Origin of the sequence: Streptomyces sp. NPDC002773, assembly GCF_040295605.1 — a bacterium.
Taxonomy (GTDB): Bacteria; Actinomycetota; Actinomycetes; order Streptomycetales; family Streptomycetaceae; genus Streptomyces.
In genome coordinates this window covers 1-24,759 of the sequence record NZ_JBEOVO010000018.1, presented here as the reverse complement: position 1 = coordinate 24,759, position 24,759 = coordinate 1, and the positions used below count along the sequence as shown (strand labels likewise).

At 70.8% G+C, this 24,759-nt stretch carries 24 protein-coding genes; 20 read left to right on the top strand and 4 right to left on the bottom strand.

Annotation, left to right across the window (positions count from 1 at the left end; genetic code table 11):
• Positions 1-198: 198 nt before the first annotated feature.
• Positions 199-777 (top strand): hypothetical protein, encoded by a 579-nt coding sequence (locus tag ABT034_RS21765; protein WP_351217591.1) that lies wholly within the window; start codon positions 199-201, stop codon positions 775-777.
• A 4-nt stretch (positions 778-781) separates the two neighbouring features.
• On the opposite strand, the gene ABT034_RS21760 is transcribed toward ABT034_RS21765, so the two are convergent.
• On the bottom strand, positions 782-1,093 hold the full coding sequence (locus ABT034_RS21760; RefSeq protein ID WP_351217589.1) for a ferredoxin: 312 nt from the start codon (positions 1,091-1,093) through the stop codon (positions 782-784).
• A gap of 254 nt (positions 1,094-1,347) precedes the next feature.
• On the opposite strand from ABT034_RS21760, the gene arc reads away from it, so the two are divergent.
• The 5 genes from arc (at position 1,348) to prcA (ending at position 6,979) form a co-directional block, all read left to right on the top strand.
• Positions 1,348-3,114, top strand: a complete 1,767-nt coding sequence (gene arc / locus ABT034_RS21755; protein ID WP_351217587.1) for a proteasome ATPase — start codon at positions 1,348-1,350, stop codon at positions 3,112-3,114.
• 181 nt (positions 3,115-3,295) lie between these two features.
• Positions 3,296-4,807 carry a depupylase/deamidase Dop gene (gene dop / locus ABT034_RS21750; RefSeq protein ID WP_351217585.1) on the top strand — a complete coding sequence of 504 codons (1,512 nt, stop codon included), beginning with the start codon at positions 3,296-3,298 and terminating at the stop codon, positions 4,805-4,807.
• A 159-nt stretch (positions 4,808-4,966) separates the two neighbouring features.
• The gene (locus tag ABT034_RS21745; RefSeq protein WP_030213091.1) at positions 4,967-5,179 is read left to right on the top strand and encodes a ubiquitin-like protein Pup; all 213 of its coding nucleotides are present in this window, start codon (positions 4,967-4,969) and stop codon (positions 5,177-5,179) included.
• A gap of 161 nt (positions 5,180-5,340) precedes the next feature.
• Entirely contained in the window at positions 5,341-6,180 is an 840-nt protein-coding gene (gene prcB / locus ABT034_RS21740; protein WP_351217582.1) for a proteasome subunit beta, read from the top strand.
• A gap of 46 nt (positions 6,181-6,226) precedes the next feature.
• Entirely contained in the window at positions 6,227-6,979 is a 753-nt protein-coding gene (prcA, locus tag ABT034_RS21735; protein ID WP_250765582.1) for a proteasome subunit alpha, read from the top strand.
• 85 nt (positions 6,980-7,064) lie between these two features.
• Here the strand turns inward: prcA and ABT034_RS21730 are convergent, their stop codons facing one another.
• Complete coding sequence (locus tag ABT034_RS21730; protein ID WP_351217579.1) at positions 7,065-8,084, bottom strand: LacI family DNA-binding transcriptional regulator; 1,020 nt, start codon at positions 8,082-8,084, stop codon at positions 7,065-7,067.
• 184 nt (positions 8,085-8,268) lie between these two features.
• On the opposite strand from ABT034_RS21730, the gene ABT034_RS21725 reads away from it, so the two are divergent.
• The 13 genes from ABT034_RS21725 to ABT034_RS21665 all read left to right on the top strand — a co-directional run bounded on the left by ABT034_RS21725 (position 8,269) and on the right by ABT034_RS21665 (position 22,227).
• Positions 8,269-9,549, top strand: coding sequence for an MFS transporter (locus ABT034_RS21725; protein WP_351217577.1), 1,281 nt, complete (start codon positions 8,269-8,271; stop codon positions 9,547-9,549).
• Positions 9,550-9,618: 69 nt separating this feature from the next.
• Positions 9,619-10,980 carry a Pup--protein ligase gene (pafA, locus tag ABT034_RS21720; RefSeq protein WP_033204999.1) on the top strand — a complete coding sequence of 454 codons (1,362 nt, stop codon included), beginning with the start codon at positions 9,619-9,621 and terminating at the stop codon, positions 10,978-10,980.
• 118 nt (positions 10,981-11,098) lie between these two features.
• Positions 11,099-12,037: an FKBP-type peptidyl-prolyl cis-trans isomerase gene (locus ABT034_RS21715; RefSeq protein ID WP_351217575.1), complete on the top strand. Its 939-nt coding sequence runs from the start codon at positions 11,099-11,101 to the stop codon at positions 12,035-12,037.
• A gap of 43 nt (positions 12,038-12,080) precedes the next feature.
• Complete coding sequence (locus tag ABT034_RS21710) at positions 12,081-12,452, top strand: FKBP-type peptidyl-prolyl cis-trans isomerase (RefSeq protein ID WP_351217573.1); 372 nt, start codon at positions 12,081-12,083, stop codon at positions 12,450-12,452.
• Between the two features lie 197 nt (positions 12,453-12,649).
• Positions 12,650-13,606, top strand: coding sequence for a helix-turn-helix transcriptional regulator (locus tag ABT034_RS21705; RefSeq protein WP_351217571.1), 957 nt, complete (start codon positions 12,650-12,652; stop codon positions 13,604-13,606).
• Positions 13,607-13,622: 16 nt separating this feature from the next.
• Entirely contained in the window at positions 13,623-14,576 is a 954-nt protein-coding gene (locus ABT034_RS21700; protein WP_351217569.1) for a helix-turn-helix transcriptional regulator, read from the top strand.
• Positions 14,577-14,699: 123 nt separating this feature from the next.
• Complete coding sequence (locus ABT034_RS21695; RefSeq protein ID WP_351217567.1) at positions 14,700-14,963, top strand: CpXC domain-containing protein; 264 nt, start codon at positions 14,700-14,702, stop codon at positions 14,961-14,963.
• Between the two features lie 128 nt (positions 14,964-15,091).
• Positions 15,092-15,289, top strand: a complete 198-nt coding sequence (locus ABT034_RS21690; RefSeq protein ID WP_351217565.1) for a hypothetical protein — start codon at positions 15,092-15,094, stop codon at positions 15,287-15,289.
• Between the two features lie 185 nt (positions 15,290-15,474).
• Positions 15,475-15,771, top strand: a complete 297-nt coding sequence (tatA, locus tag ABT034_RS21685; protein WP_351217564.1) for a Sec-independent protein translocase subunit TatA — start codon at positions 15,475-15,477, stop codon at positions 15,769-15,771.
• A gap of 105 nt (positions 15,772-15,876) precedes the next feature.
• Positions 15,877-16,779: a twin-arginine translocase subunit TatC gene (gene tatC / locus ABT034_RS21680; RefSeq protein ID WP_351217801.1), complete on the top strand. Its 903-nt coding sequence runs from the start codon at positions 15,877-15,879 to the stop codon at positions 16,777-16,779.
• Positions 16,780-16,820: 41 nt separating this feature from the next.
• Complete coding sequence (locus ABT034_RS21675; protein ID WP_351217562.1) at positions 16,821-17,750, top strand: diacylglycerol kinase; 930 nt, start codon at positions 16,821-16,823, stop codon at positions 17,748-17,750.
• Positions 17,751-17,794: 44 nt separating this feature from the next.
• Positions 17,795-20,623 (top strand): DEAD/DEAH box helicase, encoded by a 2,829-nt coding sequence (locus ABT034_RS21670; protein WP_351217560.1) that lies wholly within the window; start codon positions 17,795-17,797, stop codon positions 20,621-20,623.
• Between the two features lie 182 nt (positions 20,624-20,805).
• Entirely contained in the window at positions 20,806-22,227 is a 1,422-nt protein-coding gene (locus ABT034_RS21665; RefSeq protein ID WP_351217558.1) for a cytochrome P450, read from the top strand.
• 153 nt (positions 22,228-22,380) lie between these two features.
• On the opposite strand, the gene ABT034_RS21660 is transcribed toward ABT034_RS21665, so the two are convergent.
• Both ABT034_RS21660 and ABT034_RS21655 read right to left on the bottom strand, forming a co-directional pair.
• The gene (locus ABT034_RS21660; protein ID WP_351217556.1) at positions 22,381-22,836 is read right to left on the bottom strand and encodes an ABA4-like family protein; all 456 of its coding nucleotides are present in this window, start codon (positions 22,834-22,836) and stop codon (positions 22,381-22,383) included.
• Positions 22,833-23,822 carry a hypothetical protein gene (locus ABT034_RS21655; RefSeq protein WP_351217554.1) on the bottom strand — a complete coding sequence of 330 codons (990 nt, stop codon included), beginning with the start codon at positions 23,820-23,822 and terminating at the stop codon, positions 22,833-22,835. The genes ABT034_RS21660 and ABT034_RS21655 overlap by 4 nt, the downstream gene beginning before the upstream one ends.
• 119 nt (positions 23,823-23,941) lie before the next feature.
• Between ABT034_RS21655 and ABT034_RS21650 the strand changes: the two genes are divergently transcribed.
• The gene (locus ABT034_RS21650; protein WP_351217552.1) at positions 23,942-24,574 is read left to right on the top strand and encodes a MerR family transcriptional regulator; all 633 of its coding nucleotides are present in this window, start codon (positions 23,942-23,944) and stop codon (positions 24,572-24,574) included.
• Positions 24,575-24,759: the final 185 nt, after the last annotated feature.

The following is a 24,759-nucleotide window of genomic DNA, read 5'->3' as shown; positions in this document are numbered from 1 at the left end:
GACAACCACGGAGCGCCGCCGTCGAGTTCCCCGCCCACGGGAGGGAAGTCGACGGCGGCGCCCCCATGTTCGGCGGACACCCGCATCCCCGTCCGGCGGACGCCCGTACCCCCGCGCCGCCGACCCACCTGTTCCGTCCCCCTGTGACGTATGGCACGATGCCCGGAAACCACCGCGCCACCCCAGGAGACGTCTCGCGTGCAGCCCTCCGCCGCCCCGGACCTCGCGGACCTCGCCCACACCCGGGCCCGGCCGGCCCACTGGCTCGCCATCGCCACCGCGACCGCCGCGGTCGTCGCCCTCGCCGGCCTGCTCCAGCCCGACCCCGCCGGAGCCACCACGACCCCCGCCGCCGCCCCGGGCCCCGCACCCGCCCCCGAGGCCGCCGGAGCCGACTACCCCCTGGACTGCAGGGGAGGCCCCCACAAGATCGCGCACCAGGCGTCGGGGGACCTCGACGGCGACGGAAACCCCGAGACCGTTGCGGTCGTGCACTGCGAAGCCGGCTCCGGCACCCCGCCGAGCGGCGTCTACGTCCTCACCCGCGGCAAGGACACCGGCCCCCGCGCGCGCGTGGTGGCCACCCTCGTCGCACCCGAGCTGCACAAGAGCGTCACCGAGCTCGACGTACGCGGCGGAGTGGTCCTCGCCACCCTGCTCGGCTACTCGTCCCCGGACGTCCCCAGGTGCTGCCCCGACGAGAAGGAGCAGGTCGGCTGGCGTTGGGAGGGCGGCGCCTTCGTACGCGACGCCCGGGCCGGCGCGCGGAGCGCCTGACCCGTCACTCCGCGTCGGGGCCGTACACCTCGACCTTGTCCGCGGCCCGGCGCACATGGATGCAGTCGCCCGGGCACTCCTTCGCGGAGTCCACCACGTCCTGGAGCAGCGTCAGCGGAACCGGCGTCGTGGCACCCGCGTCCTGAAGGAGCTCGTCGTCGGCGCTCTTCACATATGCGAGCCCGTCGATGTCCAGCTCGAAGACCTCGGGAGCGTACTGCACGCAGATCCCGTCCCCGGTGCACAGGTCCTGGTCGATCCAGACCTCCAGCGCCTCGTCGGCGCCCGTGGAAAGGGCCTCGTGCTGCACGGTCATATCTCCTGCCGTCCCTGCTACTCGAATCGCTTCTCGCGGGTAAGTCGGGCCCCCTCCGACGGGTGTTGGCCCATGACGACGATACAACCGCCCGCTTTCAAGCCGTGAAGGGTGGGTATTCCTCCTGGCGAGAGGGGAAGCGCAAGGGTGAAGATCGGACACACCTCGGAGTCTTTTTGATCTAGGGGTTTCAATCACCACCCACGCAGGTAGGGTCAGGAAGCGTCCAGCTCCCCTTGGAGGAGGTGAGGACCGTGGCAGCCCACGACGACGACATCAACCGCGGCATCCGGCCGGGGCGAGGGTCTGAAGACCCCGCCGGTCAGGTTGCCTATCTCGAGCAGGAAATCGCCGTCCTGCGCCGCAAGCTCGCCGACTCTCCGCGACACACGAGGATTCTCGAAGAGCGGATCGTCGAGCTGCAGACCAACCTGGCCGGCGTGTCCGCGCAGAACGAACGACTCGCGAACACGCTCCGTGAGGCCCGCGACCAGATCGTGGCCCTCAAGGAGGAGGTCGACCGGCTCGCACAGCCGCCGGCCGGCTTCGGTGTCTTCCTGCAGGCCAACGAGGACGGCACATGCGACATCTTCACCGGGGGCCGCAAGCTCCGGGTGAACGTCAGCCCGAGCATCGAGCTCGACGAGCTCAAGCGCGGCCAGGAAGTCATGCTCAACGAAGCGCTCAACGTGGTCGAGGCCATGGAGTACGAGCGCGCCGGGGACATCGTCACCCTCAAGGAGATCCTCGAGGACGGCGAGCGCGCCCTGGTGGTCGGGCACACCGACGAGGAACGGGTGGTGAGGCTCGCCGAGCCTCTGCTGGACGTCACCATCCGCGCCGGTGACGCCCTGCTGCTCGACTCCAGGTCGGGCTACGTCTACGAGGTGGTCCCCAAGAGCGAGGTCGAAGAGCTCGTTCTGGAAGAGGTCCCGGACGTCGACTACGAGAAGATCGGCGGTCTGGGTGGCCAGATCGAGATGATCCGCGACGCGGTCGAGCTCCCCTACCTCTACCCGGACCTCTTCAAGGAGCACGAACTGCGGCCGCCCAAGGGCATCCTGCTCTACGGGCCGCCCGGCTGCGGCAAGACGCTGATCGCGAAGGCCGTGGCCAACTCCCTGGCCAAGAAGGTCGCCGAGGTGACCGGTCAGCCCGCGGGGAAGTCCTACTTCCTCAACATCAAGGGCCCCGAGCTCCTCAACAAGTACGTCGGTGAGACCGAGCGGCACATCCGCCTCGTCTTCCAGCGTGCCCGGGAGAAGGCGAGCGAGGGCACCCCCGTCATCGTCTTCTTCGACGAGATGGAATCCCTCTTCCGCACCCGCGGCTCCGGTGTCAGCTCGGACGTGGAGAACACCATCGTCCCCCAGCTGCTCGCCGAGATCGACGGTGTGGAGGGTTTGGAGAACGTCATCGTCATCGGCGCCTCCAACCGCGAGGACATGATCGACCCCGCGATCCTGCGGCCCGGCCGGCTCGACGTCAAGATCAAGATCGAGCGTCCGGACGCGGAGGCCGCGAGGGACATCTTCGCGAAGTACCTCACGGCCACCCTGCCGCTGCACGCCGACGACCTTTCCGAGCACAGCGGCTCCAAGGCCGCCGCCGCCCACGGAATGATCCAGTCCGTCGTCGAGCAGATGTACGCCGAAACCGAGGAGAACCGCTTCCTCGAAGTCACGTACGCCAACGGCGACAAGGAAGTCCTCTACTTCAAGGACTTCAACTCCGGCGCGATGATCCAGAACATCGTCGACCGGGCCAAGAAGATGGCCATCAAGGCCTTCCTCGACCACAACCAGAAGGGCATCCGCGTCTCCCACCTCCTCCAGGCCTGCGTGGACGAGTTCAAGGAGAACGAGGACCTGCCCAACACCACCAACCCCGACGACTGGGCCCGGATCTCCGGAAAGAAGGGCGAGCGGATCGTGTTCATCCGCACCCTCGTCACCGGAAAGCAGGGCGCGGACACCGGACGCTCCATCGACACGGTGGCCAATACCGGTCAGTACCTGTAAAACGCCCACCGGCTGCGGATGTCCGGAAACCGGGCATCCGCAGCCGACGCATTCCATCCAGCATTTCCCCCGGCATCACAGGGAAATACGCAAACGATCTCCCCACCAGCGCGGAGCCGCTCTAGGCTCATCGGTACCGCCGAGTCGCGCACAGTGAGCGCCGCCGGGCAAGGAGGGCCGCATGACCGTACGGCGAGTAATGGGCATCGAGACGGAGTACGGGATCTCCGTCCCGGGACACCCGAACGCCAATGCCATGCTCACCTCGTCCCAGATCGTCAACGCCTACGCGGCGGCGATGCACCGGGCGCGCCGCGCCCGCTGGGACTTCGAGGAGGAGAACCCGCTGCGGGACGCCCGCGGCTTCGACCTCGCCCGCGAGGTGGCCGACTCCAGCCAGCTCACCGACGAGGACATCGGCCTGGCCAACGTGATCCTCACCAACGGAGCACGGCTCTACGTGGACCACGCCCACCCGGAGTACAGCTCGCCCGAGGTCACCAACCCGCTCGACGCCGTCCTCTGGGACAAGGCCGGCGAGCGGATCATGGCGGAGGCCGCCGAGCGCGCCGCCCAGCTCCCCGGAGCCCAGCCGATCCACCTCTACAAGAACAACACCGACAACAAGGGCGCCTCCTACGGCACGCACGAGAACTACCTGATGAAGCGGGAGACCCCCTTCTCGGACATCGTGCGCCACCTCACCCCCTTCTTCGTCTCCCGCCAGGTCGTGACCGGCGCGGGCCGGGTCGGCATCGGTCAGGACGGCCGTGAGCACGGCTTCCAGATCAGCCAGCGCGCCGACTACTTCGAGGTCGAGGTGGGCCTGGAGACCACCCTCAAGCGCCCCATCATCAACACCAGGGACGAGCCGCACGCCGACGCCGAGCGCTACCGCCGGCTGCATGTGATCATCGGCGACGCGAACCTCTCCGAGATCTCGACCTACCTCAAGCTGGGCACCACCGCACTGGTCCTGTCGATGATCGAGGACGGGTTCATCACCGTCGACCTCGCCGTCGACCAGCCCGTACGGACCCTCCACCACGTCTCGCACGACCCGACGCTCCAGTACCTGGTCACGCTCCGCAGCGGCCGGACACTCACCGCGGTCCAGCTCCAGATGGAGTACTTCGAGCTGGCCAGGAAGTACGTGGAGGAGCGGTACGGCGCGGACGCCGACGAGCAGACCAAGGACGTCCTGATCCGCTGGGAGGACACCCTCAACCGGCTCGAGAACGACCCGATGAGCCTGGCCGGCGAGCTCGACTGGATCGCCAAGCGGGAGCTCATGGAGGGCTACCGGCGCCGGGACGGCCTGGACTGGGACGCCGCCCGCCTGCACCTGGTGGACCTCCAGTACGCGGACGTACGCCCCGACAAGGGCCTCTACAACCGCCTGGTGGCCCGCGGGCGCATCAAGCGGCTCCTGGACGAGTCCGGGGTGGAACGCGCCGAGACGGCGCCTCCCGAGGACACCCGGGCCTATTTCCGGGGCCGGTGCCTGGAGCAGTATGCCGACGACGTCGCCGCGGCCTCCTGGGACTCGGTGATCTTCGACCTTCCCGGCCGGGACTCGCTCCAGCGCGTCCCGACCCTGGAGCCGCTGCGCGGCACCAAAGCCCATGTGAAGTCGCTCCTCGACCGCTGCCGGACGGCCGAGGAACTGGTCCGAGTACTTTCCGGCGGCTGATCGGAGGCCCTCCACGGGCCTGAAATGCCCCGGCGCTGGGAATCATGGAAACAGTGCCCGGGCGTTGTGGAAACCACGGGGCCGATGTCGGACCCCACGTATAGGGTCTGATCTTGTACGGACTCAACCGAGCGGGCCGATTCGAGCGGGGTGAGGTTTATGGCGACCAAGGACACCGGCGGCGGACAGCAGAAGGCGACGCGTTCCACGGAGGAGGTCGAGGAGACCACCACGGAGGCGAGCTCCGACCTCCAGGAGCGCCAGGAGAAGCTGAGCGAGGACGTGGACTCCGTCCTGGACGAGATCGACGACGTCCTCGAGGAGAACGCCGAAGACTTCGTGCGGTCCTTCGTGCAGAAGGGCGGCGAGTAGCCGCTCCACGCACCTGTCGTCCTCCGTCCCCGGAGCCCCGGAGAAAGCCGTGGGTCCGGGGACGGATGACAAGCGGTGGCACGGGTAAGGTCCGTGCACAGCAACCAAGATCGGCTCGCGTGTCCCACGGCGGGCCGACTCTCCCACCCGGAAGGAATCGCGTGGAAGCCAACCCTCGTAGCACCGGGCGTCTGCCGGCGGCCTTCCTCACGCCGGGGTCGTCCTCGTTCTTCGACTTCCTGGCCAGCCACTCGCCGGAGCAGCTCCCCGGCAACCGGAGGCTGCCGGAGGGCGTCGTCGAGGCACCGCACGGGACGACCATCGTGGCGGCCACGTTCGCCGACGGCGTCGTACTCGCCGGTGACCGGCGGGCCACCATGGGCAACATGATCGCGCAGCGGGACATCGAGAAGGTCTTCCCGGCCGACGAGTACTCCGCCGTCGGCATCGCCGGCACCGCGGGTCTCGCCGTCGAGATGGTCAAGCTGTTCCAGCTGGAGCTGGAGCACTTCGAGAAGGTGGAGGGCGTCACGCTCTCCCTCGAGGGCAAGGCGAACCGCCTCTCCACCATGATCCGCGGCAACCTCGGCATGGCCATGCAGGGACTCGCCGTGGTGCCGCTCTTCGCGGGCTGGGACGAGGCCAAGGAGAAGGGCCGGATCTTCTCGTACGACGTGACCGGCGGCCGCTCCGAGGAGCACGGGTTCGCCGCCACCGGCTCCGGCTCGATCTTCGCGCGCGGCTCGATGAAGAAGCTGTACCGCGCCGACCTCACCGAGCAGGAGGCCACCACCCTGGTCGTCCAGGCGCTCTACGACGCGGCGGACGACGACTCGGCGACCGGCGGCCCGGATCTGGCGCGCCGGATCTACCCGATCGTCACGGTCATCACGGACGAGGGCTACCGCAGGCTCACCGAGACCGAGTCCTCCGAGCTGGCCCGATCGGTCACCGCACGGCGCCTGGAGCAGCCCGACGGGCCGCGCGCCGCCCTGCTCTGACCACTCGTCGCTCTGCAGAAGCCCAGAAGAAAGGGACGGACCGCCGGTGTCCACTCCGTTCTACGTCTCACCCCAGCAGGCCATGGCCGACCGGGCGGAGTACGCCCGCAAGGGCATCGCCCGAGGCCGCAGCCTGGTCGTCCTCCAGTACACCGACGGCATCGTCTTCGTCGGCGAGAACCCGTCCCGCGCGCTGCACAAGTTCAGCGAGATCTACGACCGGATCGGCTTCGCCGCCGCCGGCAAGTACAACGAGTACGAGAACCTCCGCATCGGCGGTGTGCGCTACGCCGACCTGCGGGGCTACACCTACGACCGGGACGACGTCACCGCGCGCGGCCTGGCCAACGTCTACGCCCAGACGCTGGGCACGATCTTCTCCAGCGCGGGGGAGAAGCCGTACGAGGTCGAGCTGGTCGTCGCCGAGGTCGGGGAGGAACCGTCGGGCGACCAGATCTACCGGCTGCCGCACGACGGCTCGATCGTGGACGAGCACGGCTCGGTCGCGGTCGGCGGGAACGCGGAGCAGATCGGCTCCTTCCTGGACCAGCGGCACCGGGACGGCATGTCCCTGGCCGAGGCCCTGAAGCTGGCCGTGCAGGCCCTGTCGCGGGACACCAACGGCAGCGAGCGGGAGATCCCCGCGGAGCGACTCGAGGTGGCGGTCCTGGACCGTACGCGTCCGCAGCAGCGCAAGTTCAAGCGGATCGTCGGCCGTCAGCTGTCGCGCCTCCTCCAGGCGGACAACGCGGCGGTGGCGAAGACGGACGAGCCCTCGGACGAGGCTCCCGAGGAGTAGTCCCGCACGCTCGGAAAGGGGGCTCGGTCCATGGGGACCGGGCCCCCTTCGGCGTACCCGCGCCCTCCCGCCCTCCGGGCCCGCCTCAGGGGGCCGGTGCGGGGCCCGTGGAGCCGCGGGGGACGAGGGCGACGGGCAGGGAGACCGGCTCGGGCCGTTCGCCCGCCAGGACGGCGAGCAGCGCCTCCATGCCCCGCCGGCCGAAATCCTCGGCGGGCAGCCGGACCGTCGTCAGCTCGGGCTCGACCACGGTCGCGAGCGCCATGTCGTCGAAGCCGGTGACCGACAGGTCCTCGGGGACCCGCAGCCCGAGCCGCCGCGCGGCCTTGCAGACGCCGGCCGCGAGGATGTCGTCGTCGCAGATCACCGCCGTGGGCCGGGGTCCGGGCGCGGCGAGGGCCGCCCCCGCGGCCTCCCACGCGTCCGCGACGTTCAGCGCCGACCGTACGGTGCGCACCTCCGTCCCGCGCAGGGCGTCGGCGAGCGCGGCGGCCCGCACGTCGAACGTCCAGGACGGGGCCGCGGACGCGAGGTGCAGAAAGGCACGGTGGCCGAGGCCGAGGAGATGGTCGGTCACCCGGCGCATGCCGTCGGCGACGTCGAGGTTCACATGGGCGGCGGCGCCGGCGTCCGCCGGGTCGCTGTCGAGCATGACGAGCGGCAGGTCGGTGCCCCGGAAGGCCGCCAGGGCGTCGGTGGCCATCGAGGAGGCGATGACGCCGTCGAGGGCGGCCGACGCCGAGGCGAAGGGGTCACGGGCGGGGCCCAGGCCGTCGGGGGAGGGGTAGAGGACGACACCGAAGCCGTGCCGGGCCGCCGCCGCCGCGGCGCCCGTGTAGACGTGGGCGAAGAACTCGTTGGTGAGCGCCGGGACCACGAGGAGGGCGGTCCGGGTACGGCCGAGACGGAGGTTGCGGGCGGCGAGGTTGGGCCGGTAGCCGAGGCTCCTGGCGGCCTCGCGGACGGCCTCCGCCGTGCGCTCCGACACCCGGCCGCGCCACTTGTCGCCGAGCACGAGGGAGACGGTGGCCTGGGAGACGCCCGCGGCCCGGGCGACGTCCCGGCTGGTGGGGCGGGCGCCGCCGAGCGGCTCCGGGGTCTGCACTGGGGCCTCCGCGTCGAACGGTCGGTTCAGGACGTTCAGGGACGGTCAAGGGACGGTTCGAGGAATGGTTCCAGGAACGTTTCAAGAGCGCGCGGGGCTGGACCCGCATACAGTCGACATGGTACGTATGACGACGGAAGTTATACGTAAAACCTCGGCCTGGTCCGAGGCGAGGGGAGACCACATGGCCACCGAGGCCCCAGCACGCGGCGGCTATCTCGACATCCTCCGGGCACCGCACGCCGCCCGGCTGCTCGCCGGCACCCTGATCGGACGCCTGCCCCACGGCACCGGCCCCATCGCCCTCACCCTCTTCGTCCGCGACCAGGGCGGCAGCTACACCCTCGCCGGCGGCCTCATCGCCGCCTACGGCGTCGCCACCGCCGTCGGACAGCCCCTCCTCGGCCGCGCCGTCGACCTCAAGGGCCAGCCCCGGATCCAACTGCCCGCCGCGGTCCTCTCCGCCCTCGGCATGGCCGTCCTCGCCCTCACCGGCATCGGCCACCTCCCGCTCGCGTACGCGGCCGTCGTCCTTGCCGGCCTCTTCACACCGCCCCTGGAGGGCGGGCTGCGGGCCCTCTGGCCGAGCGTCCTGGGCCGCGAGGACCGGGTCCACCGGGCGTACGCGCTCGACGCGGTCGCGCAGGAGGTCATGTTCACGGCGGGCCCGCTCCTGCTGACCCTCCTCGTCTCCCTCTGGTCGCCCGCCGCCGCCCTCCTCGTCATCAACCTCCTCGGCGTCCTCGGCGCCCTCGCCGTCGTCCTCTCCGCGCCCTCCCGCGCCTGGCGCTCCGCGCCCCGGGAGGCCCACTGGCTGGGCGCCCTGCGCTCACCGGGGCTGCTCGCCCTCCTCGGCTCCTTCTTCTTCGTCGGCCTCGCCCTCGGCTCCATCACCGTCGCCGCCGTCGCCTACGCCGACGACCGGGGCACCCCGTCCGTCTACGGCTGGCTGATGGCCGCCCTCGGCCTCGGCGCGCTCCTCGGCGGCGTCGCCTACGGCGCCCGCCCATGGACCGGGAGCCCCGAGCGGCGCCTGCGCGTGCTCGTCCTGCTCCTCGCCGTCTGCTACCTGCCGCTCGCCCTCACACCGGGCCCCGTCGCCATGACCGGTCTCGCGGTCCTCTCCGGCGTGTTCCTGGCGCCCGCGCTCGCCTGCGCCTTCGTCGTCGTGGACCGGCACGCGCCGCGCGGCACCGTGACCGAGGCCTTCTCCTGGCTCGTCACCACCTTCGGCGTCGGTTCGGCCCTCGGCTCCGCCGTGGCGGGCCCCGCCGTCGAACTCGCGGGGACCGTCACCGGATTCGCCGTCGCCGGGGCGGGCGGCCTGATCGCCTTCCTCGTCCTCCTGGCCACCGGCCGCGTCCTCGGCGCCCCCGTGGCCCCCGGCGCCCCCGCCGGCGACGCGCGACACGCCGTCGGCGCGGGCGCCCCCACCCCCGTACACAGCGAAAAGAACACGCACTGATCGGAAAATGATCGAAACGGGAACGTCCAACCCGGTTTCAGCACAGGCCGTCAGGCGTAATGTTCAGACATGGACCGCCGCATTTTCGGGCTGGAGAACGAGTACGGCGTCACGTGCACGTTCAGGGGACAGCGCCGACTGTCTCCTGACGAAGTGGCGCGCTACCTCTTCCGCCGTGTCGTGTCATGGGGCCGCAGCAGCAATGTCTTCCTGCGGAACGGCGCCCGCCTGTACCTGGACGTGGGTTCGCATCCGGAATACGCCACACCGGAATGCGACAACGTGACCGAACTGGTCACCCACGACAAGGCCGGTGAGCGCATTCTCGAGGGCCTGCTCGTCGACGCCGAACGCCGCCTGCACGAGGAGGGAATCGCGGGCGACGTCTACCTCTTCAAGAACAACACCGACTCGGCCGGAAACTCCTACGGCTGCCACGAGAACTATCTCGTCGCCCGCCACGGAGAGTTCTCCCGGCTCGCGGACATCCTCATTCCGTTCCTCGTCACCCGGCAGCTCATCTGCGGCGCGGGGAAGGTCCTCCAGACCCCGCGGGGCGCGGTGTTCTGCGTCTCCCAGCGCGCCGAGCACATCTGGGAGGGCGTCAGCTCCGCGACCACCCGCTCGCGGCCCATCATCAACACCAGGGACGAGCCGCACGCCGACGCCGAGCGCTACCGCCGGCTGCACGTCATCGTCGGCGACTCGAACATGTCCGAGACGACCATGCTGCTCAAGGTCGGCGCCACCGACCTGGTGCTCCGCATGATCGAGGCCGGCACGGTGATGCGTGACCTGACCCTGGAGAACCCCATCCGGGCCATCCGCGAGGTCAGCCACGACATCACCGGCCAGCGCAAGGTCCGGCTCGCCAGCGGCCGCGAGGCCTCCGCCCTGGAGGTCCAGCGCGAGTACTACGAGAAGGCCGTCGACTTCGTCGACCGGCGCGGGATCCGGTCCGGCACCGTCGCCCAGGTCCTGGAGCTGTGGGGACGTACGCTCGACGCGATCGAGAGCGAGCGGCTCGACCGCATCGAGACCGAGATCGACTGGGTCATGAAGCACCGGCTCATCGAGCGCTACCGGGCCAAGCACAACATGACCATGTCGAACCCGCGGGTCGCGCAGATAGACCTCGCGTACCACGACATCCACCGTCGCCGCGGGCTCTACTACCTGCTCCAGAAGAACGGGCAGGCGGCGCGGATCTGCAACGACCTGAAGATCTTCGAGGGCAAGTCGGTGCCCCCGCAGACCACTCGGGCGCGACTGCGCGGCGACTTCATCCGCCGCGCCCAGGAGCAGCGCCGGGACTTCACCGTCGACTGGGTCCATCTCAAGCTGAACGACCAGGCGCAGCGCACGGTGTTGTGCAAGGACCCGTTCCGCTCCGTCGACGACCGGGTGGAAAAGCTGATCGCCGGAATGTAGGCAGATCGTACCGACCGGCAGGGCCCCGCACGTTTGGCGTGCGGGGCCCTCGACGTGACAGGAGGGTCCCCTAGAGTGTCGGCACAACTACTTGTGCCGTCTGAGATCTGAGGAACACGTGCGCCGACTTGCCGGCCTTCTCGTCGTCCCGCTGCTGCTGCTCTCGACAGCGGCGTGCGGCAGCGACGACAAGGGCTCCGATTCCGCTTCGATGACGAACGGGCTGCCCGCCATCACCGCGGGGGCCAAGTTCGGCGAGAAGCCGACCCTCGCCAAGGGCGAGGGCGCCCCGCCCAAGGAACTCAAGGTCAACGTCATCAGCGAGGGCAAAGGCGCGGTGACGAAGAAGGGCGACGCGATCCAGGTGAACTACCTGGGTCAGGCCTGGGACTCCGCCACCCCCTTCGACAACAGCTTCGACCGCGGCCAGCCGTTCGACCTGACCCTCGGCGCCGGCAGCGTCATCAAGGGCTGGGACCAGGGCCTCGAAGGGCAGAAGGTCGGCAGCCGCATCGAGATCGGCATCCCGCCGGAGCTCGGTTACGGCGCGCAGGGCCAGGGCGACATCAAGCCCAACGCCACCCTCGTGTTCGTCGTGGACATCCTGAAGTCCGTCACGATCCCGAAGTCCGCCACCGGCACCCCGGTCGCCCAGGAGAACAAGGACCTGCCGAAGGTCGGCACGAACACCGACGGCAAGGCGCCCACGCTGACGGTGCCGAAGTCCGACCCGCCGACCAAGCTCGTCTCGAACTACGTGATCGAGTCCACGGGCGAGGCCGTGAAGCCGACCGACACGGTCGTCGTCAACTACGTCGCCGCCCTCTGGAAGGACGGCAAGGTCTTCGACTCGACGTACACCACCGGCAAGCCCACGAACTTCCCGCTGGCGAACCTCACGCTGAAGGGCCTCAAGGACGGTCTCGTCGGCAAGAAGGTCGGCAGCCGCGTCCTGATCGTCGCCCCGCCGTCGGAGGCGTTCGGCAACGAGGAGAAGCAGGGAATCCCGAAGAACTCCACGCTGGTGTTCGCCGTGGACATCCTGACGAAGATGTAAGACTGTCCCGATCACGCAGTTCATCAGTATGAGGAGCAGTTCAGTGAGCATCGAGAAGCCCGAGGTCGACTTCCCGGGTGGCGAGCCGCCGACGGACCTGAAGATCAGGGACATCTGGGAGGGCGACGGCGCCGAGGCCAAGGCCGGCGCCAACGTCCGCGTCCACTACGTGGGCGTCGCCTTCTCCACCGGCGAGGAGTTCGACTCCTCCTGGAACCGCGGCGAGCCGCTCCAGTTCCGGCTCGGCGTCGGCCAGGTCATCTCCGGCTGGGACCAGGGCGTCCAGGGCATGAAGGTCGGCGGCCGTCGCGAGCTGATCATCCCCGCCCACCTCGCCTACGGCGACCGCGGCGCCGGCGCCAAGATCGCCCCGGGCGAGACGCTGATCTTCGTCTGCGACCTGGTCGCCGTCTGACCGGTCGTGCCCGGCCGGTCGTGTCCGGCCGGTGACGGTCCTCCGAGGGCCCCCGCCATCCGTGGCGGGGGCCCTCGGCTTCGTCCGCGGCAGTCCGCGACCGTCCGCGGCGAGCCCTCGGCTTTGGCCCCGACACCCCGGGGCGGTACGGTCGGACGTCCGACAAGTGGATCCGGTAAAAGAGGTGCGGGGCGTCGATGGCGATTGCCAAGTCCGAGCGGCTGATGAATCTCGCGCTGTGCCTCCTCGGGACACGCCGCCCGCTGAGCAAGCGGGAACTCCGCGGCTCCATCGAGGCCTACCTCGAAGCCGGTGCCGACGACGCCTTCAACCGCATGTTCGAACGCGACAAGGACGACCTGCGCGAGCTCGGCCTCGTCATCGAGACCGTCGAGAACCTGGAGGGCGAGACCGGCTACCTCGCCCGCCGCGACTCCAACCGGCTGCCGCCCATCACCCTCGACGCCGAGGAGGCCGCCGCGCTCGGCCTCGCCGCGAAGGTCTGGCAGCAGGCCCGCCTCGCCGGCGCCGCCAGCGGCGCCCTCCAGAAACTCCGCGCCGCGGGCATGCCGGAGGCGGAGGACTCGTACGACATCCAGCCCAGCGCCCTCGAACCCCGCATCCCCGTCCACGAGGCCGCCTTCGAACCGCTGATGCTGGCCTGCCGCGACCGCCGGCTCGTCGTCTTCGACTACCGCAAGGCCAACGCCGCCCGCCCCGAGACCCGCCAGGTCGAACCCTGGACCCTCGAATGCTGGCGCGGCCACTGGTACCTGGCCGGCTGGGACCGCGACCGGGGCGCCGAGCGCGTCTTCCGCCTCTCCCGGATCACCGGCAAGGTCCGCTCCCGGGCCGGCGCCTTCACCGCGCCCGTACCCGATGTCGTCACCGTCCGCGAGACCGTGGAGAGCTGGGCGGGCGAGACCGCCACCCGCTCGGCCCGGATCCGGCTGCGCACCGGCTGCGGCTACCCGCTGCGGGCCCGCGCCCAGTCCGTACACGAGGGCACCGACGGCTGGGACGAACTCGAGATCCCGTACGGGCACGGGCTCGACGCCTGGCTCGTCGAGTTCGGACCCGACGTCGTCGTACTGGAACCGGCCGATCTGCGCGCCGATGTGGTCGACCGGCTCCGCGCCGTGGCCAAGGGCTGAGGGGAAGACGAACCGCATGGCTGCCAACGCGATCGACCAGACGAGGCGGATGCTCTCGCTCGTCACCTACCTCCGGGAGCGCCCCGGCGCCCACGTCGCCGACGTCGCGCGCGCCTTCGGGATCACCGAGGACGAGCTGATCTCCGACCTGGACGTGCTGCCCATGTGCGGCACCAGCTTCCGCGGCGGCGACCTCCTCGACATCGACACCGACGGCGACCGGATCTGGTGGCACAACCCGGACGACGTCGCGGCCCCGCTGCGGCTCGCCGCCGACGAGGCGACCGCCCTCCTGGTCGCCGCCCGCGCCGTCGCCACCCTGCCCGGGCTCCGCGAGAGCGACCGGGAGGCGCTCCTCCGCGCCACCGCCAAGCTGGAGGCAGCGGCCGGCGAGGCCGCCGGGGCCAGCTCCCGGCTCTCCGTGACCTTCGAGTCCGAGGGCGGCGTCTTCGCCGAGGTCGACCGCGCGATCTCGGAGCGCCGACGCCTGTGGGTGCGCTACTACTCGCCGGCGCGCGACGAGCTCACCGAACGCGAGGTCGACCCGATCCGCCTGTTCGCCGTCGGCCACACGTACATGGAGGCGTGGTGCCGGCTCTCCGAGGCGCGCCGCACCTTCCGGCTCGACCGGGTCGTCGAGATCCGCATCCTCGACGAGCACGCGGCGCCGCCGGAGCTGGAGCTGCGCGACCTCTCCGAGGGACTCGTCCAGCCGTCCGCCGACGACCCCGAGGTGGTCGTCGAGGTCGGCCCCGGCGGGCGCTGGGTCGCCGAGTACTACCCGCACGACCGGGCCGACGAGCTGCCCGACGGCGGACTGCGGGTCACCCTCCGTACGCCGGACCCGGCCTCGCTGCGCCGGCTCGCGCTGCGGCTCGGCAGCGACGGCCGGATCGTCGCGCCGCAGGAGCTCGCCGACAACGCGAGGACGGCGGCCGCCGCCGCACTCGCCGCGTACGACGGCGAGTGACGTTCCCCGCCCGGGGGACGCTGTAACGGACGTGGCCGCTGATGCGTATGCGGTATGGCGCGGTGCGGTGCGGCGCGGAGGCGGCCGAGGTCGCATGCGGTCAGTCAGCGCGGGAGACGAGAGATGAGGGAAATGTCCGTGACGCACGGTTTTACGGCGACGATGGCCCCGGTCCTCTTCAAGGCCGCCTGCCCCGACTGCCGCTCCCGCTTCGAACTCTCCGCGAGCGCCCTGCGCCTCGCCATCGGTGCCAGCCGCCGCACCACCTTCTACTCCTTCACCTGCCCCGAGTGCGGCAGCTCGGTCCGCAAGCCCGCAGGTGAGCGCATCGTCGAACTCCTCACCGGCGGCGGCGTCCGGACCCTGCGCCTCCACACCACGGTCTGAGCGCCCCGGCCCCGCCCCACCCGCCGGCCCCGCCCCACCCGCCGGCCCCGCCCCACCCGCCGGCCCCGCCCCACCCGCCGACCCGCCGCACCTTCGAACGCCGCCCGCCCAAGGTCTAGGCTCAGCACATGTTCTGGCCCATGCTCGCCATCGCCCTCGGCTTCCTCGGCCTCGCCGTCCTCGGCGTCCTCGCCGTCAAGGTCTTCCTCGAGGTCCAGCGCCTCGGTCGTCAAGTGGCCCGTACCACACAGCGGATCAACCAGGCCGCCGAAGAGCTCGAAACCGCCGCCGTCGGCCTGGCCAGAACCGGCGAGGCCCTGCGCTGAGTCCGTGCCGTACGCTGCATGAAGCGGCCCTCGGCAGGGCGCGCGGGACGCAATCGGGAGTATGCACGGGCATTGCCCTGTGTTTACTCCTGCGGGTTACGATCGCAGGCAGCGCGGTGGCCGGACACCTGTCCGACCCGCCGGGCACGCACTCCATGTCGCCTCGGTGAAGAAGGTACACAGCTATGGGTAGGCTCGGCCCCACCGAGATCATTCTGATCCTCGTCGTCATCATCCTGCTGTTCGGTGCCAAGAAGCTCCCGGACATGGCTCGCTCGCTCGGCAAGTCCGCCCGCATCCTCAAGAGCGAGGCCAAGGCGATGAAGTCGGACGACCAGCAGAGCGCCCCCGCCGACCCGCCGCACACCGGCACGGCGACCACCGCCCAGGACCAGCCCGCCCCGCGTACCATCCAGGCCGCTCCCGGAGACGTGACCAGCGCACGCCCCGTGACCGAGCCGTCGGACACCACCAAGCGCTGACCCGGTCCGCCGCGGCCGCCGCACCGGGCGGCGGCCTGCCGCACGAGATGAGGACGTGGGTTGCCCAAGTCTGCCCGCAAGCAGGAGAAGGATCCCGAGGGCCGGATGCCCCTCGTGGAGCACCTGCGTGAACTCCGCAACCGACTGGCGAAAGGTCTCCTCGCCGTCGCAGCGGTGACGATCGTGGCCCTCGTGTACAGCGAGGAGCTCATGCAGTTCCTGACGCAATCGGTGCCCACCTGCGCACAAGGCGTCACCAGTGACGGCGGCAACTGCGCGATCGTCTCCTTCAACACGCTCATGGCCCCGTTCAGCACGACGATCCAGCTGTCGCTGACCGCGGGCCTCGTCGTCGCGAGCCCCGTCTGGCTCTACCAGCTCTGGGCCTTCGTCGCGCCCGGACTGCACAAGAGCGAGAAGAAGTACACGTACGCCTTCGTCGGCGCGGCCGTGCCCCTCTTCTCCGCAGGCGCCTACCTCGCCTACCTCATCCTCCCCATCAGCGTGAAGGTCCTCATCAGCCTCACGCCCAGCGGCTCCGCGAACATCCTCTCGCTCGGTGACGTCCTCGACTTCACCCTGCGCATGGTGCTCGTCTTCGGCCTCGCCTTCGAGCTGCCGCTCGTCCTCGTGATGCTCAACCTCACCGGTGTCCTCACCGGCCGCCGCATGGCCGGCTGGTGGCGCGGCGTGATCATGGGCGTCTTCGTCTTCGGCGCCGTCATCACCCCGACCACCGACCCCGTCGGCATGATCGCCCTCGCCGGCCCCATCACCGTCCTCTACTTCGGCGCCGTCGGCTTCTCCCTCCTCAACGACCGGCGACGCAGGCGCAACAACCCCGACGCCGAACTCGACGACGACGAGGCGTCCGCGCTCGACCTCAGGCCCGCGCCCGTCGCCGCCGTCGAACCGGTCGCCGCCTCCCGCGCCCTGCCCGAGCAGGCCACCGGAGAACACGGCGGAACCAGCGCGCACCGCGTCAACGGTTACGACGACATCACCTGATCTTGTAAGGTCCCCCCAGACTCCGTCCAGGGGGACCGCCCATGACCAGCGACATCACCCTCTTCGTCAACCCCACCGCGGGCCGCGGCCGCGGCGCCCACGCGGCCCAGCCCGCCGCCCGCGCCCTCAGGGACGCGGGCTTCGCCGTCCGTACCGTCCTCGGACACGACGCCGCCGACGCCCTGCGACGCGCCCGCGACGCCGTCGCCGAAGGCACCGGCGCCCTCGTCGCCGTCGGCGGCGACGGCATGATCTCCCTCGCGCTCCAGGCCCTCGCCGGCACCCGCACCCCCCTCGGGGTCATCGCCGCGGGCACCGGCAACGACTTCGCCCGCACCCTCGGCCTGCCCGTCCGCGACCCGGCCGCCGCGGCGCGCGTCACCGCCGAGATCATCAAGGAGACGGGCCCCCGCGCCATCGACCTCGGCCGCGTCACCAGCGGCACCCGCACCCGCTGGTACGGCACCGTCCTCGCCTCCGGGTTCGACTCCCGCGTCAACGACCGGGGCAACCGCATGCGCATCCCCGCCGGACGCTTCAAGTACGACCTCGCGATCCTCGCCGAACTCGCCGGCTTCCGGCCCGTCCCGTACCGCCTCACCCTCGACGACGGACACGTCGTCGAGACCGACGCCACCCTCGTCGCCGTCGGCAACGGCAGCTCCTACGGCGGCGGCATGCGCATCTGCGCCGACGCCCGCACCGACGACGGACTCCTCGACGTCACCGTCGTCGGCGACTGCGACCGCCGCACCCTGATCAAGGTCCTCCCCCGCGTCTACAAGGGCACACACCTCGACCACCCCAAGGTCACCACCTACCGCGTCCGCTCCCTCACCCTGGACGCCCCCGACACCACCGGCTACGCCGACGGCGAGCCCCTCGGCCCGCTGCCCCTCACCGTCGAATGCGCCCCCGGCGCACTACGCGTCCTCGCCCCCCGCCAGGGCCCCGCCACATCCCTCCGATAAAGATCGCGTCACTGTCACAGGGGCCGGGTAGGCTCGAAGACAAGATGACAGAAGACCTCACACCCGCCCAGGCGTACGCGGCTGCCCTCGCCCGCAACGCCGAGCAGGCCACCGCACTGGCCCCCTTCCGCGAGATGTACGAGTTCGGTCTGGACCCCTTCCAGATCGAGGCCTGCAAGGCCCTCGAAGCGGGGAAGGGCGTGCTCGTCGCCGCGCCCACGGGCTCCGGCAAGACCATCGTCGGCGAGTTCGCCGTCCACCTCGCCCTCGCCCAGGGCCGCAAGTGCTTCTACACGACACCCATCAAGGCACTGTCGAACCAGAAGTACGCCGACCTCGTCAGACGGTACGGTGCCGACAAGGTCGGCCTCCTCACCGGCGACAACAGCGTCAACGGCGGCGCGCCGATCGTGGTCATGACCACCGAGGTCCTCCGCAACATGCTGTACGCGGGATCCCAGGCCCTCTCCGGCCTCGGATACGTGGTCATGGACGAGGTCCACTACCTCTCCGACCGCTTCCGCGGCGCCGTCTGGGAGGAAGTGATCATCCACCTCCCCGAATCCGTCACCCTCGTCTCCCTCTCCGCGACCGTGTCGAACGCCGAGGAGTTCGGCGACTGGCTCGACACCGTCCGCGGCGACACCGAGGTCATCGTCTCCGAGAGCCGCCCCGTCCCCCTCTGGCAGCACGTCCTCGCCGGACGCCGGATGTACGACCTCTTCGAGGAGGAGACCGACCACGGCGGCCGCGGCGCCTCCCGGCGCGAGGTCAACCCCGACCTCCTCCGCCTCGCCCGCACCGAGAACACGCGCACGTACAACCCGCGCGACCGGCGACGCGGCAAAATGGTCCGCGAGGCCGACCGCGAGCGCGAGCGCCGCCAGCGCTCCCGCATCTGGACCCCCGGCCGCCCCGAGGTCATCGAGCGCCTCGACGCCGAAGGGCTCCTGCCCGCCATCACCTTCATCTTCAGCCGCGCCGCCTGCGAGGCCGCCGTCCAGCAGTGCCTCTACGCCGGACTCCGCCTCAACGACGACGACGGACGCCGCCGCGTCCGCGAGATCGTAGAGGAACGCACCGCCGCCATCCCCAGCGAGGACCTCCACGTCCTCGGCTACTACGAGTGGCTCGAAGCCCTCGAGCGCGGCATCGCCGCCCACCACGCCGGCATGCTCCCGACCTTCAAGGAGGTCGTCGAGGAGCTCTTCGTCCGCGGCCTCGTGAAGGCCGTCTTCGCCACCGAGACCCTCGCCCTCGGCATCAACATGCCCGCGCGGACCGTCATCCTCGAAAAGCTCGTCAAGTGGAACGGCGAACAGCACGCCGACATCACCCCCGGCGAGTACACCCAGCTCACCGGCCGCGCCGGCCGCCGAGGCATCGACGTCGAAGGCCACGCCGTCGTCCTCTGGCAGCGCGGCCTCGACCCCGAGCACCTCGCCGGACTCGCCGGCACCCGCACCTACCCCCTGCGCTCCAGCTTCAGACCCTCGTACAACATGGCGGTCAACCTCGTCGACCAGTTCGGCCGGCACCGCTCCCGCGAACTCCTCGAAACCTCCTTCGCCCAGTTCCAGGCAGACCGCTCCGTCGTCGGCATCTCCCGACAGGTCCAGCGGAACGAGGAAGGACTCGACGGCTACCGCCAGGGCATGACCTGCCACCTCGGGGACTTCGAGGAGTACGCGCGGCTCCGCCGCGACCTCAAGGACCGCGAGACCGAACTGGCCAAGCAGGGCGCCGCCCAGCGCCGCGCCCAGGCCGCAGGATCCCTGGAGAAGCTCAAGCCCGGCGACGTCATCCACGTCCCCACGGGCAAGTTCGCCGGACTCGCCCTCGTCCTCGACCCCGGCATCCCGGCGGGCCGCACCAACGGCCACCGCGGCTTCGAGCACCACGACGGACCACGCCCCCTCGTCCTCACCGCGGAACGACAGGTCAAGAGACTCGCCTCCATCGACTTCCCCGTGCCGGTCGAGGCACTGGAGCGCATGAGGATCCCCAAGTCCTTCAACCCGCGCTCCCCCCAGTCCCGCCGCGACCTCGCCTCCGCGCTGCGCAGCAAGGCCGGACACATCAACCCGGAGCGCCACCACAAACAGCGCTCCGCCGCCGCCGACGACCGCGAACTCGCCCGGCTGCGCACCGAGATCCGCGCCCATCCCTGCCACGGCTGCGACGAGCGCGAGGACCACGCCCGCTGGGCCGAGCGCTACCACCGCCTCCAGCGCGACACCCAGCAGCTGGAGCGGCGCATCGAAGGCCGCACCAACACCATCGCCCGCACCTTCGACCGGATCGTCGCGCTCCTCACCGAACTCGACTACCTCCGGGCCAACGAGGTCACCGACAACGGAAAGCGGCTCGCCCGGCTCTACGGCGAACTCGACCTGCTCGCCAGCGAATGCCTCCGCGACCGCGTCTGGGAGGGCCTCACCCCGGCCGAACTGGCCGCCTGCGCCTCCGCGTTGGTGTTCGAGGCGCGCCAGTCCGACGACGCCGTCGCACCCAAGCTGCCCAGCGGCAACGCCAAGGCCGCCCTCGGCGAGATGGTCAGGATCTGGGGCCGCCTCGACGCCCTCGAAGAGGAGTTCAAGATCAACCAGGCGGAGGGGGTCGGCCAGCGCGAACCCGACCTCGGATTCGCCTGGGCCGCCTACCAGTGGGCCTCCGACAAGAGCCTCGACGAGGTACTGCGCGAGGCCGAGATGCCCGCCGGAGACTTCGTCCGCTGGTGCAAGCAGGTCATCGACGTCCTCGGACAGATCGCGGCAGCGGCGCCCAAGGAGAACAGCACCGTCGCCAAGAACGCCCGCAAGGCCGTCGACGCGCTGCTGCGCGGCGTCGTCGCCTACAGCTCGGTGGGCTGACGGCACGGCCCCCCAGCCCTCCCCTCCCTCCGGGGCGAGTGCCCGTGGCGACTGCGCCACGGGCACTCGGCGTTCCTGCGGTGCAGTTGTCCACAGGTCGTTGTCCACAGGGGTGGCGCGGCCAGGAGCCTTCCGCTTGCATGGACTCACAAGCAGGGCAGGCCAGTTGGGGAGGGACACACATGACCACGCAAGCCGGTCATCCGCACGCCGGGACACGCGGCGACACGCCACCGCCGTCACCGGACATCGCGGAAGGCCCCCGAGGAGTACCCCTCCTCGGGAACCTGCCCGCGTTCGGCAAGGACCCCCTCGGCTTCTTCGAACAGCTCAGGGACCGCGGCGACTTCGTCCGCTGGCGCTTCGGGCGCAAGCCCTGCCTCTTCATCGCCCACCCCGACACCGTCGGTGAACTCCTCACCGAAGTCGAGCGAAGCTTCGACCAGCCCGACCTCGGCATCGCCTTCCGCACCCTCCTCGGCAACGGCGTCATCGTCTCCAAGGGAGCCGACTGGCGACGCAAACGCTCCCTGGTACAGCCCTCCGTGCGCCCCAAGCAGGTCCGCTCCTACGCGGCGACCATGACCGAATGCGCCGTCGCCCTCGCCGACCGGTGGGCCGACGGACAGCAGGTCGACATCAAGAAGGACATGGCCGCCCTCACCCAACTCGTCGCCGTCCGCACCATCTTCGGCGTCGACACCGCCGCCGACGCCGAAGCCATCGGCCAGGCCATGGACATCGCCCAGAAGGAGATAGGCGCCGAGTTCAGCGGCATCGGTGCCGTACTGCCCGACTGGGTCCCCACGCCAGGACGCGCCCGCATCAAGCGCGCCACCGCCGTCATCGACGCGGAGGTCTCCCGCGTCGTCTCCCGCCACCGGGACGGCGAGACCGAGCGCCCCGACCTCCTCAGCCGACTCCTCGCCGCCAGGGACGAGACCGGCGCACCCCTCTCCGACCAGGAGATCCGCGACGAGACCGTCACCCTCTACATCGGCGGCCACGAGACCACCAGCTCCACCCTCGTCTGGGCCTGGTACCTGCTCTCCCGGAACCCCCGGGTCCGCGACGCCCTCGCCGAGGAACTCGACCGGGTCCTCCCCGACCACGAACCCGGCTACGACGACTACGCGTCCCTCACCTACACCCAGGCCGTCATCAAGGAAACCCTGCGCCTCTACCCGACGATCTGGCTCATCACCGGCCTGGCCAAGGAAGGCGCGACCCTGGGCGGCAGGGACGTCCCCGCCGGCACCCGCGTCTGGTCCAGCCAGTGGGCCACCCATCGCGACCCCCGCTGGTACGGCGACGCGGAAGCCTTCCGCCCCGAGCGCTGGCTCACCACCGAAGACGGCGAACCCGCCGAGGAGATACCCGAATACGCCTGGTTCCCCTTCGGCGGCGGCCCGCGCGTCTGCCTCGGCACCCGCTTCGCCCTCGTCGAAGCCGTCCTCGTCCTCGCGGTCCTCGCCCGCCGCTACCACCTGGACCTCACCACCGACGACATCCACCCGGTCCCGAGCCTCACCCTCCAACCGGACCGCGACGTCCTGGCGACGGTCCACGCGCGGAACCCCAACGACGCCCAGACCTCCGTGTGACGCAGCCCGGCCGGCAACCCCGCCGTGCCGGGAAGGTGCCTCCCTCGTCCCCCGTGCCGATACGCACCACCACCGGATCGGCGGACACATCGGGGGACGCATCGGCGGACAAGAAGACCGCGCTCGCGTGCGGCGGGCGGGCCCTCCCGCCGTCTACGCGGCCGGCGCCGGTTTCCTTACCGGCCCGTTCGCCCGTCGGGCCCACCCCGCCCGGACCGCCAGGAACAGGGGCAGGCCGATGGGGGAGAGGAGGATCGTCAGGAGGAGGAGCGGGGCCATCAGGAGGGGTGGGACGGAGAGGCGCCGGCCCTCTCGGTACATCCACTGGCCGAGCAGCAGGTCCCAGGCGATGATCTGCGCCCAGACCGCCCCGGCCCCGTTCGCGAGCGCCGCAAGCTCTCGGAAGGTGTCGAGGTCGGGGCTGCTGACCGCCGTCCACAGTTCGGGCAGGACGGGGGCTGCCAGGACCGCCCAGACGGCCAGGATCGGCAGGACGGTCAGGGGCGAGGCCGCGAGGCGCTCGGTGTGGCGCCAGGCCGGTGCGCAGATCATCAGCAGCCAGACCGGCGCCGCCAGGAAGAACGTCAGCTCGAAGAGGAAACCCGTCATGACGCGACCTCTTCGGGCCGGGCGGGGGCGGAGGGGGCGGAGGGGGAGGGAGGGGAGGGGGAGGGGGAGGGCCCCCTGAGGGACAGGGCGGTGGCCGCGCCGCCGAGCAGGACGATCGCCCCCGCACCGGCCAGCGTCGCGCCGTCCGGGGCGAACAGTGCCTGGCCCCGCAGTGCCTGCCAGGTCAGCAGGACGAACGTCGCCGCGTAGGCGGCCGAGGCCGTCAGGGTGAACCGGAGCCGGACCCGCTCGTCCGCGAGGCGCGCGAAGCGCGGTGCGAGCGCGGCGAGGACGAGCAGCAGCAGCGGAAGCAGCTGGAGCGCGTGCATCCCGAAGAAGTGCGCCACACGCAGGTCGCCGCCGGTGTCGGCCCAGCCGGTCAGCGGCATCGAGGGACCGCCGTCCGGTACCCCCACGGAGTGCGCGCCCACGATCGGCGAGTTGTCGACCGCCAGCTGCTCCGGAGTCGGACGCACCATCAGGAAGCCCACGGCGGCGCCCGCCAGGGCGATCAGCGAGGACAGCCGGACGGCCCAGGCCATGGCCCGGTCCAGGATCCGGGCGCGCAGCAGGAGGACGGCGATGGCCAGGGCGCCGAGCCAGAGCACGACCACGGTGCCGCCCATGACCTGGAAGACGGCGGCGTCGAAGGGTGTCGCCTGGTTGAAGTGGCTCTGCGTGCCGCGGATCACCTGGAGGGTGATGAGCACCATCTCGCCGGCGCTGGCGACGGCGACCACCGTTCCCGCCCACCAGCCGACCCGGCGGCGGGGCAGCAGCGAGAGCATCCAGGCGAGCGACAGCGCGTACGCGACGAACGAGACGGAGAACTTGAAGGGCTTCGTCCAGATCGGCACCCCGACCAGGATGCGGTCGTCGACGGCCATGCCGACGGCGGAGACCAGGGCGAGGGCGCCCATGGACACGGCGAACCAGACCAGGGGCCGGTGGAGCCGGGTGAGTGGGGTCGCGGGCAGTAAGGACATACGGATCCCCCCGTGGGAAAGTATGGATAGTGGCACTTGCCGCTATCTGATAGCGCCACTATCTATGATGGGGGTGCCGGTCGGCAAGGCCGGAGCAAGGCCAGGAAGGTGAACACGCGGTGCGCATCGGAGAGTTGAGTCGCAGGACCGGGGTGTCCGTGCCGACGATCAAGTTCTATGTACGGGAAGGGCTGCTGCCGGCCGGAGAGTTGACGAGCCCGAACCAGGCCTCGTACGGGGAGACGCACGTCCAGCGCCTCCGTCTGATCCGGGCGCTTCTCGACGTGGGCGGCCTGTCGGTCGCGGGCATCCGCGAGGTGATCGTCGCGGTCGACGACCCGGAGCGGCCGGTGCACAAGGTGCTTGGAGCGGCTGCGGATCGGATGGTGCCGCGCTATGAGCGCGAGCCCGGCGCCGGGATCGAGGAGGCGCGCGAGCAGGTCGCGGAGCTGATCGCCGCGCGGGGCTGGCGCGTCTACCCGGACAGCCAGGCGTCGGAAGCCCTCGCGGTGGCCCTGGTGGCCCTCGAAGAGGTCGGCCACGGCACGTTCACCGAGGTCCTGGACACGTACGCGGACGCGGCGGAGCGGGTGGCGGTGGCCGACCTGGAGTACGTGGCGCACCGCGTGGCGCGCGAGGAACTCGTGGAGAGCGTCGTCATCGGCACGGTACTCGGCGACGCGATCTTCTCGGCGTTGCGGCGCTTGGCCCAGATCGACGCCTCGGGCCGTGTCTTCGGCGGCGCGACGTAACCGTGAGTCGGCCGTAAGCGAGAGTCGGACGTAAGCGAGAGTCGGACGTAACCGTGAGCCGGACGTAAGCGAGAGTCGGACGGGGACGGACGGGAGGGGGCGGGGAGCGAGCGGGGGTGGGGGTGGAGGCGCGTACGCCGGAGACCTCCTGGGCCTCCTTCTGGAGGCGGCGCAGGTCGCGGACG

Coding starts and splice junctions, on each gene's coding strand:
- ABT034_RS21675 (WP_351217562.1), top strand. CDS start 16,821: ATGACCAGCGACATCACCCTCTTCGTCAACCCCACCGCGGGCCGCGGC.
- ABT034_RS21760 (WP_351217589.1), bottom strand. CDS start 1,093: ATGACCGTGCAGCACGAGGCCCTTTCCACGGGCGCCGACGAGGCGCTG.
- ABT034_RS21700 (WP_351217569.1), top strand. CDS start 13,623: ATGGCTGCCAACGCGATCGACCAGACGAGGCGGATGCTCTCGCTCGTC.
- ABT034_RS21670 (WP_351217560.1), top strand. CDS start 17,795: ATGACAGAAGACCTCACACCCGCCCAGGCGTACGCGGCTGCCCTCGCC.
- ABT034_RS21690 (WP_351217565.1), top strand. CDS start 15,092: ATGTTCTGGCCCATGCTCGCCATCGCCCTCGGCTTCCTCGGCCTCGCC.
- ABT034_RS21705 (WP_351217571.1), top strand. CDS start 12,650: ATGGCGATTGCCAAGTCCGAGCGGCTGATGAATCTCGCGCTGTGCCTC.
- ABT034_RS21665 (WP_351217558.1), top strand. CDS start 20,806: ATGACCACGCAAGCCGGTCATCCGCACGCCGGGACACGCGGCGACACG.
- dop (WP_351217585.1), top strand. CDS start 3,296: ATGACCGTACGGCGAGTAATGGGCATCGAGACGGAGTACGGGATCTCC.
- ABT034_RS21725 (WP_351217577.1), top strand. CDS start 8,269: ATGGCCACCGAGGCCCCAGCACGCGGCGGCTATCTCGACATCCTCCGG.
- ABT034_RS21745 (WP_030213091.1), top strand. CDS start 4,967: ATGGCGACCAAGGACACCGGCGGCGGACAGCAGAAGGCGACGCGTTCC.
- ABT034_RS21660 (WP_351217556.1), bottom strand. CDS start 22,836: ATGACGGGTTTCCTCTTCGAGCTGACGTTCTTCCTGGCGGCGCCGGTC.
- tatC (WP_351217801.1), top strand. CDS start 15,877: ATGCCCCTCGTGGAGCACCTGCGTGAACTCCGCAACCGACTGGCGAAA.
- pafA (WP_033204999.1), top strand. CDS start 9,619: ATGGACCGCCGCATTTTCGGGCTGGAGAACGAGTACGGCGTCACGTGC.
- ABT034_RS21655 (WP_351217554.1), bottom strand. CDS start 23,822: ATGTCCTTACTGCCCGCGACCCCACTCACCCGGCTCCACCGGCCCCTG.
- tatA (WP_351217564.1), top strand. CDS start 15,475: ATGGGTAGGCTCGGCCCCACCGAGATCATTCTGATCCTCGTCGTCATC.
- ABT034_RS21695 (WP_351217567.1), top strand. CDS start 14,700: ATGAGGGAAATGTCCGTGACGCACGGTTTTACGGCGACGATGGCCCCG.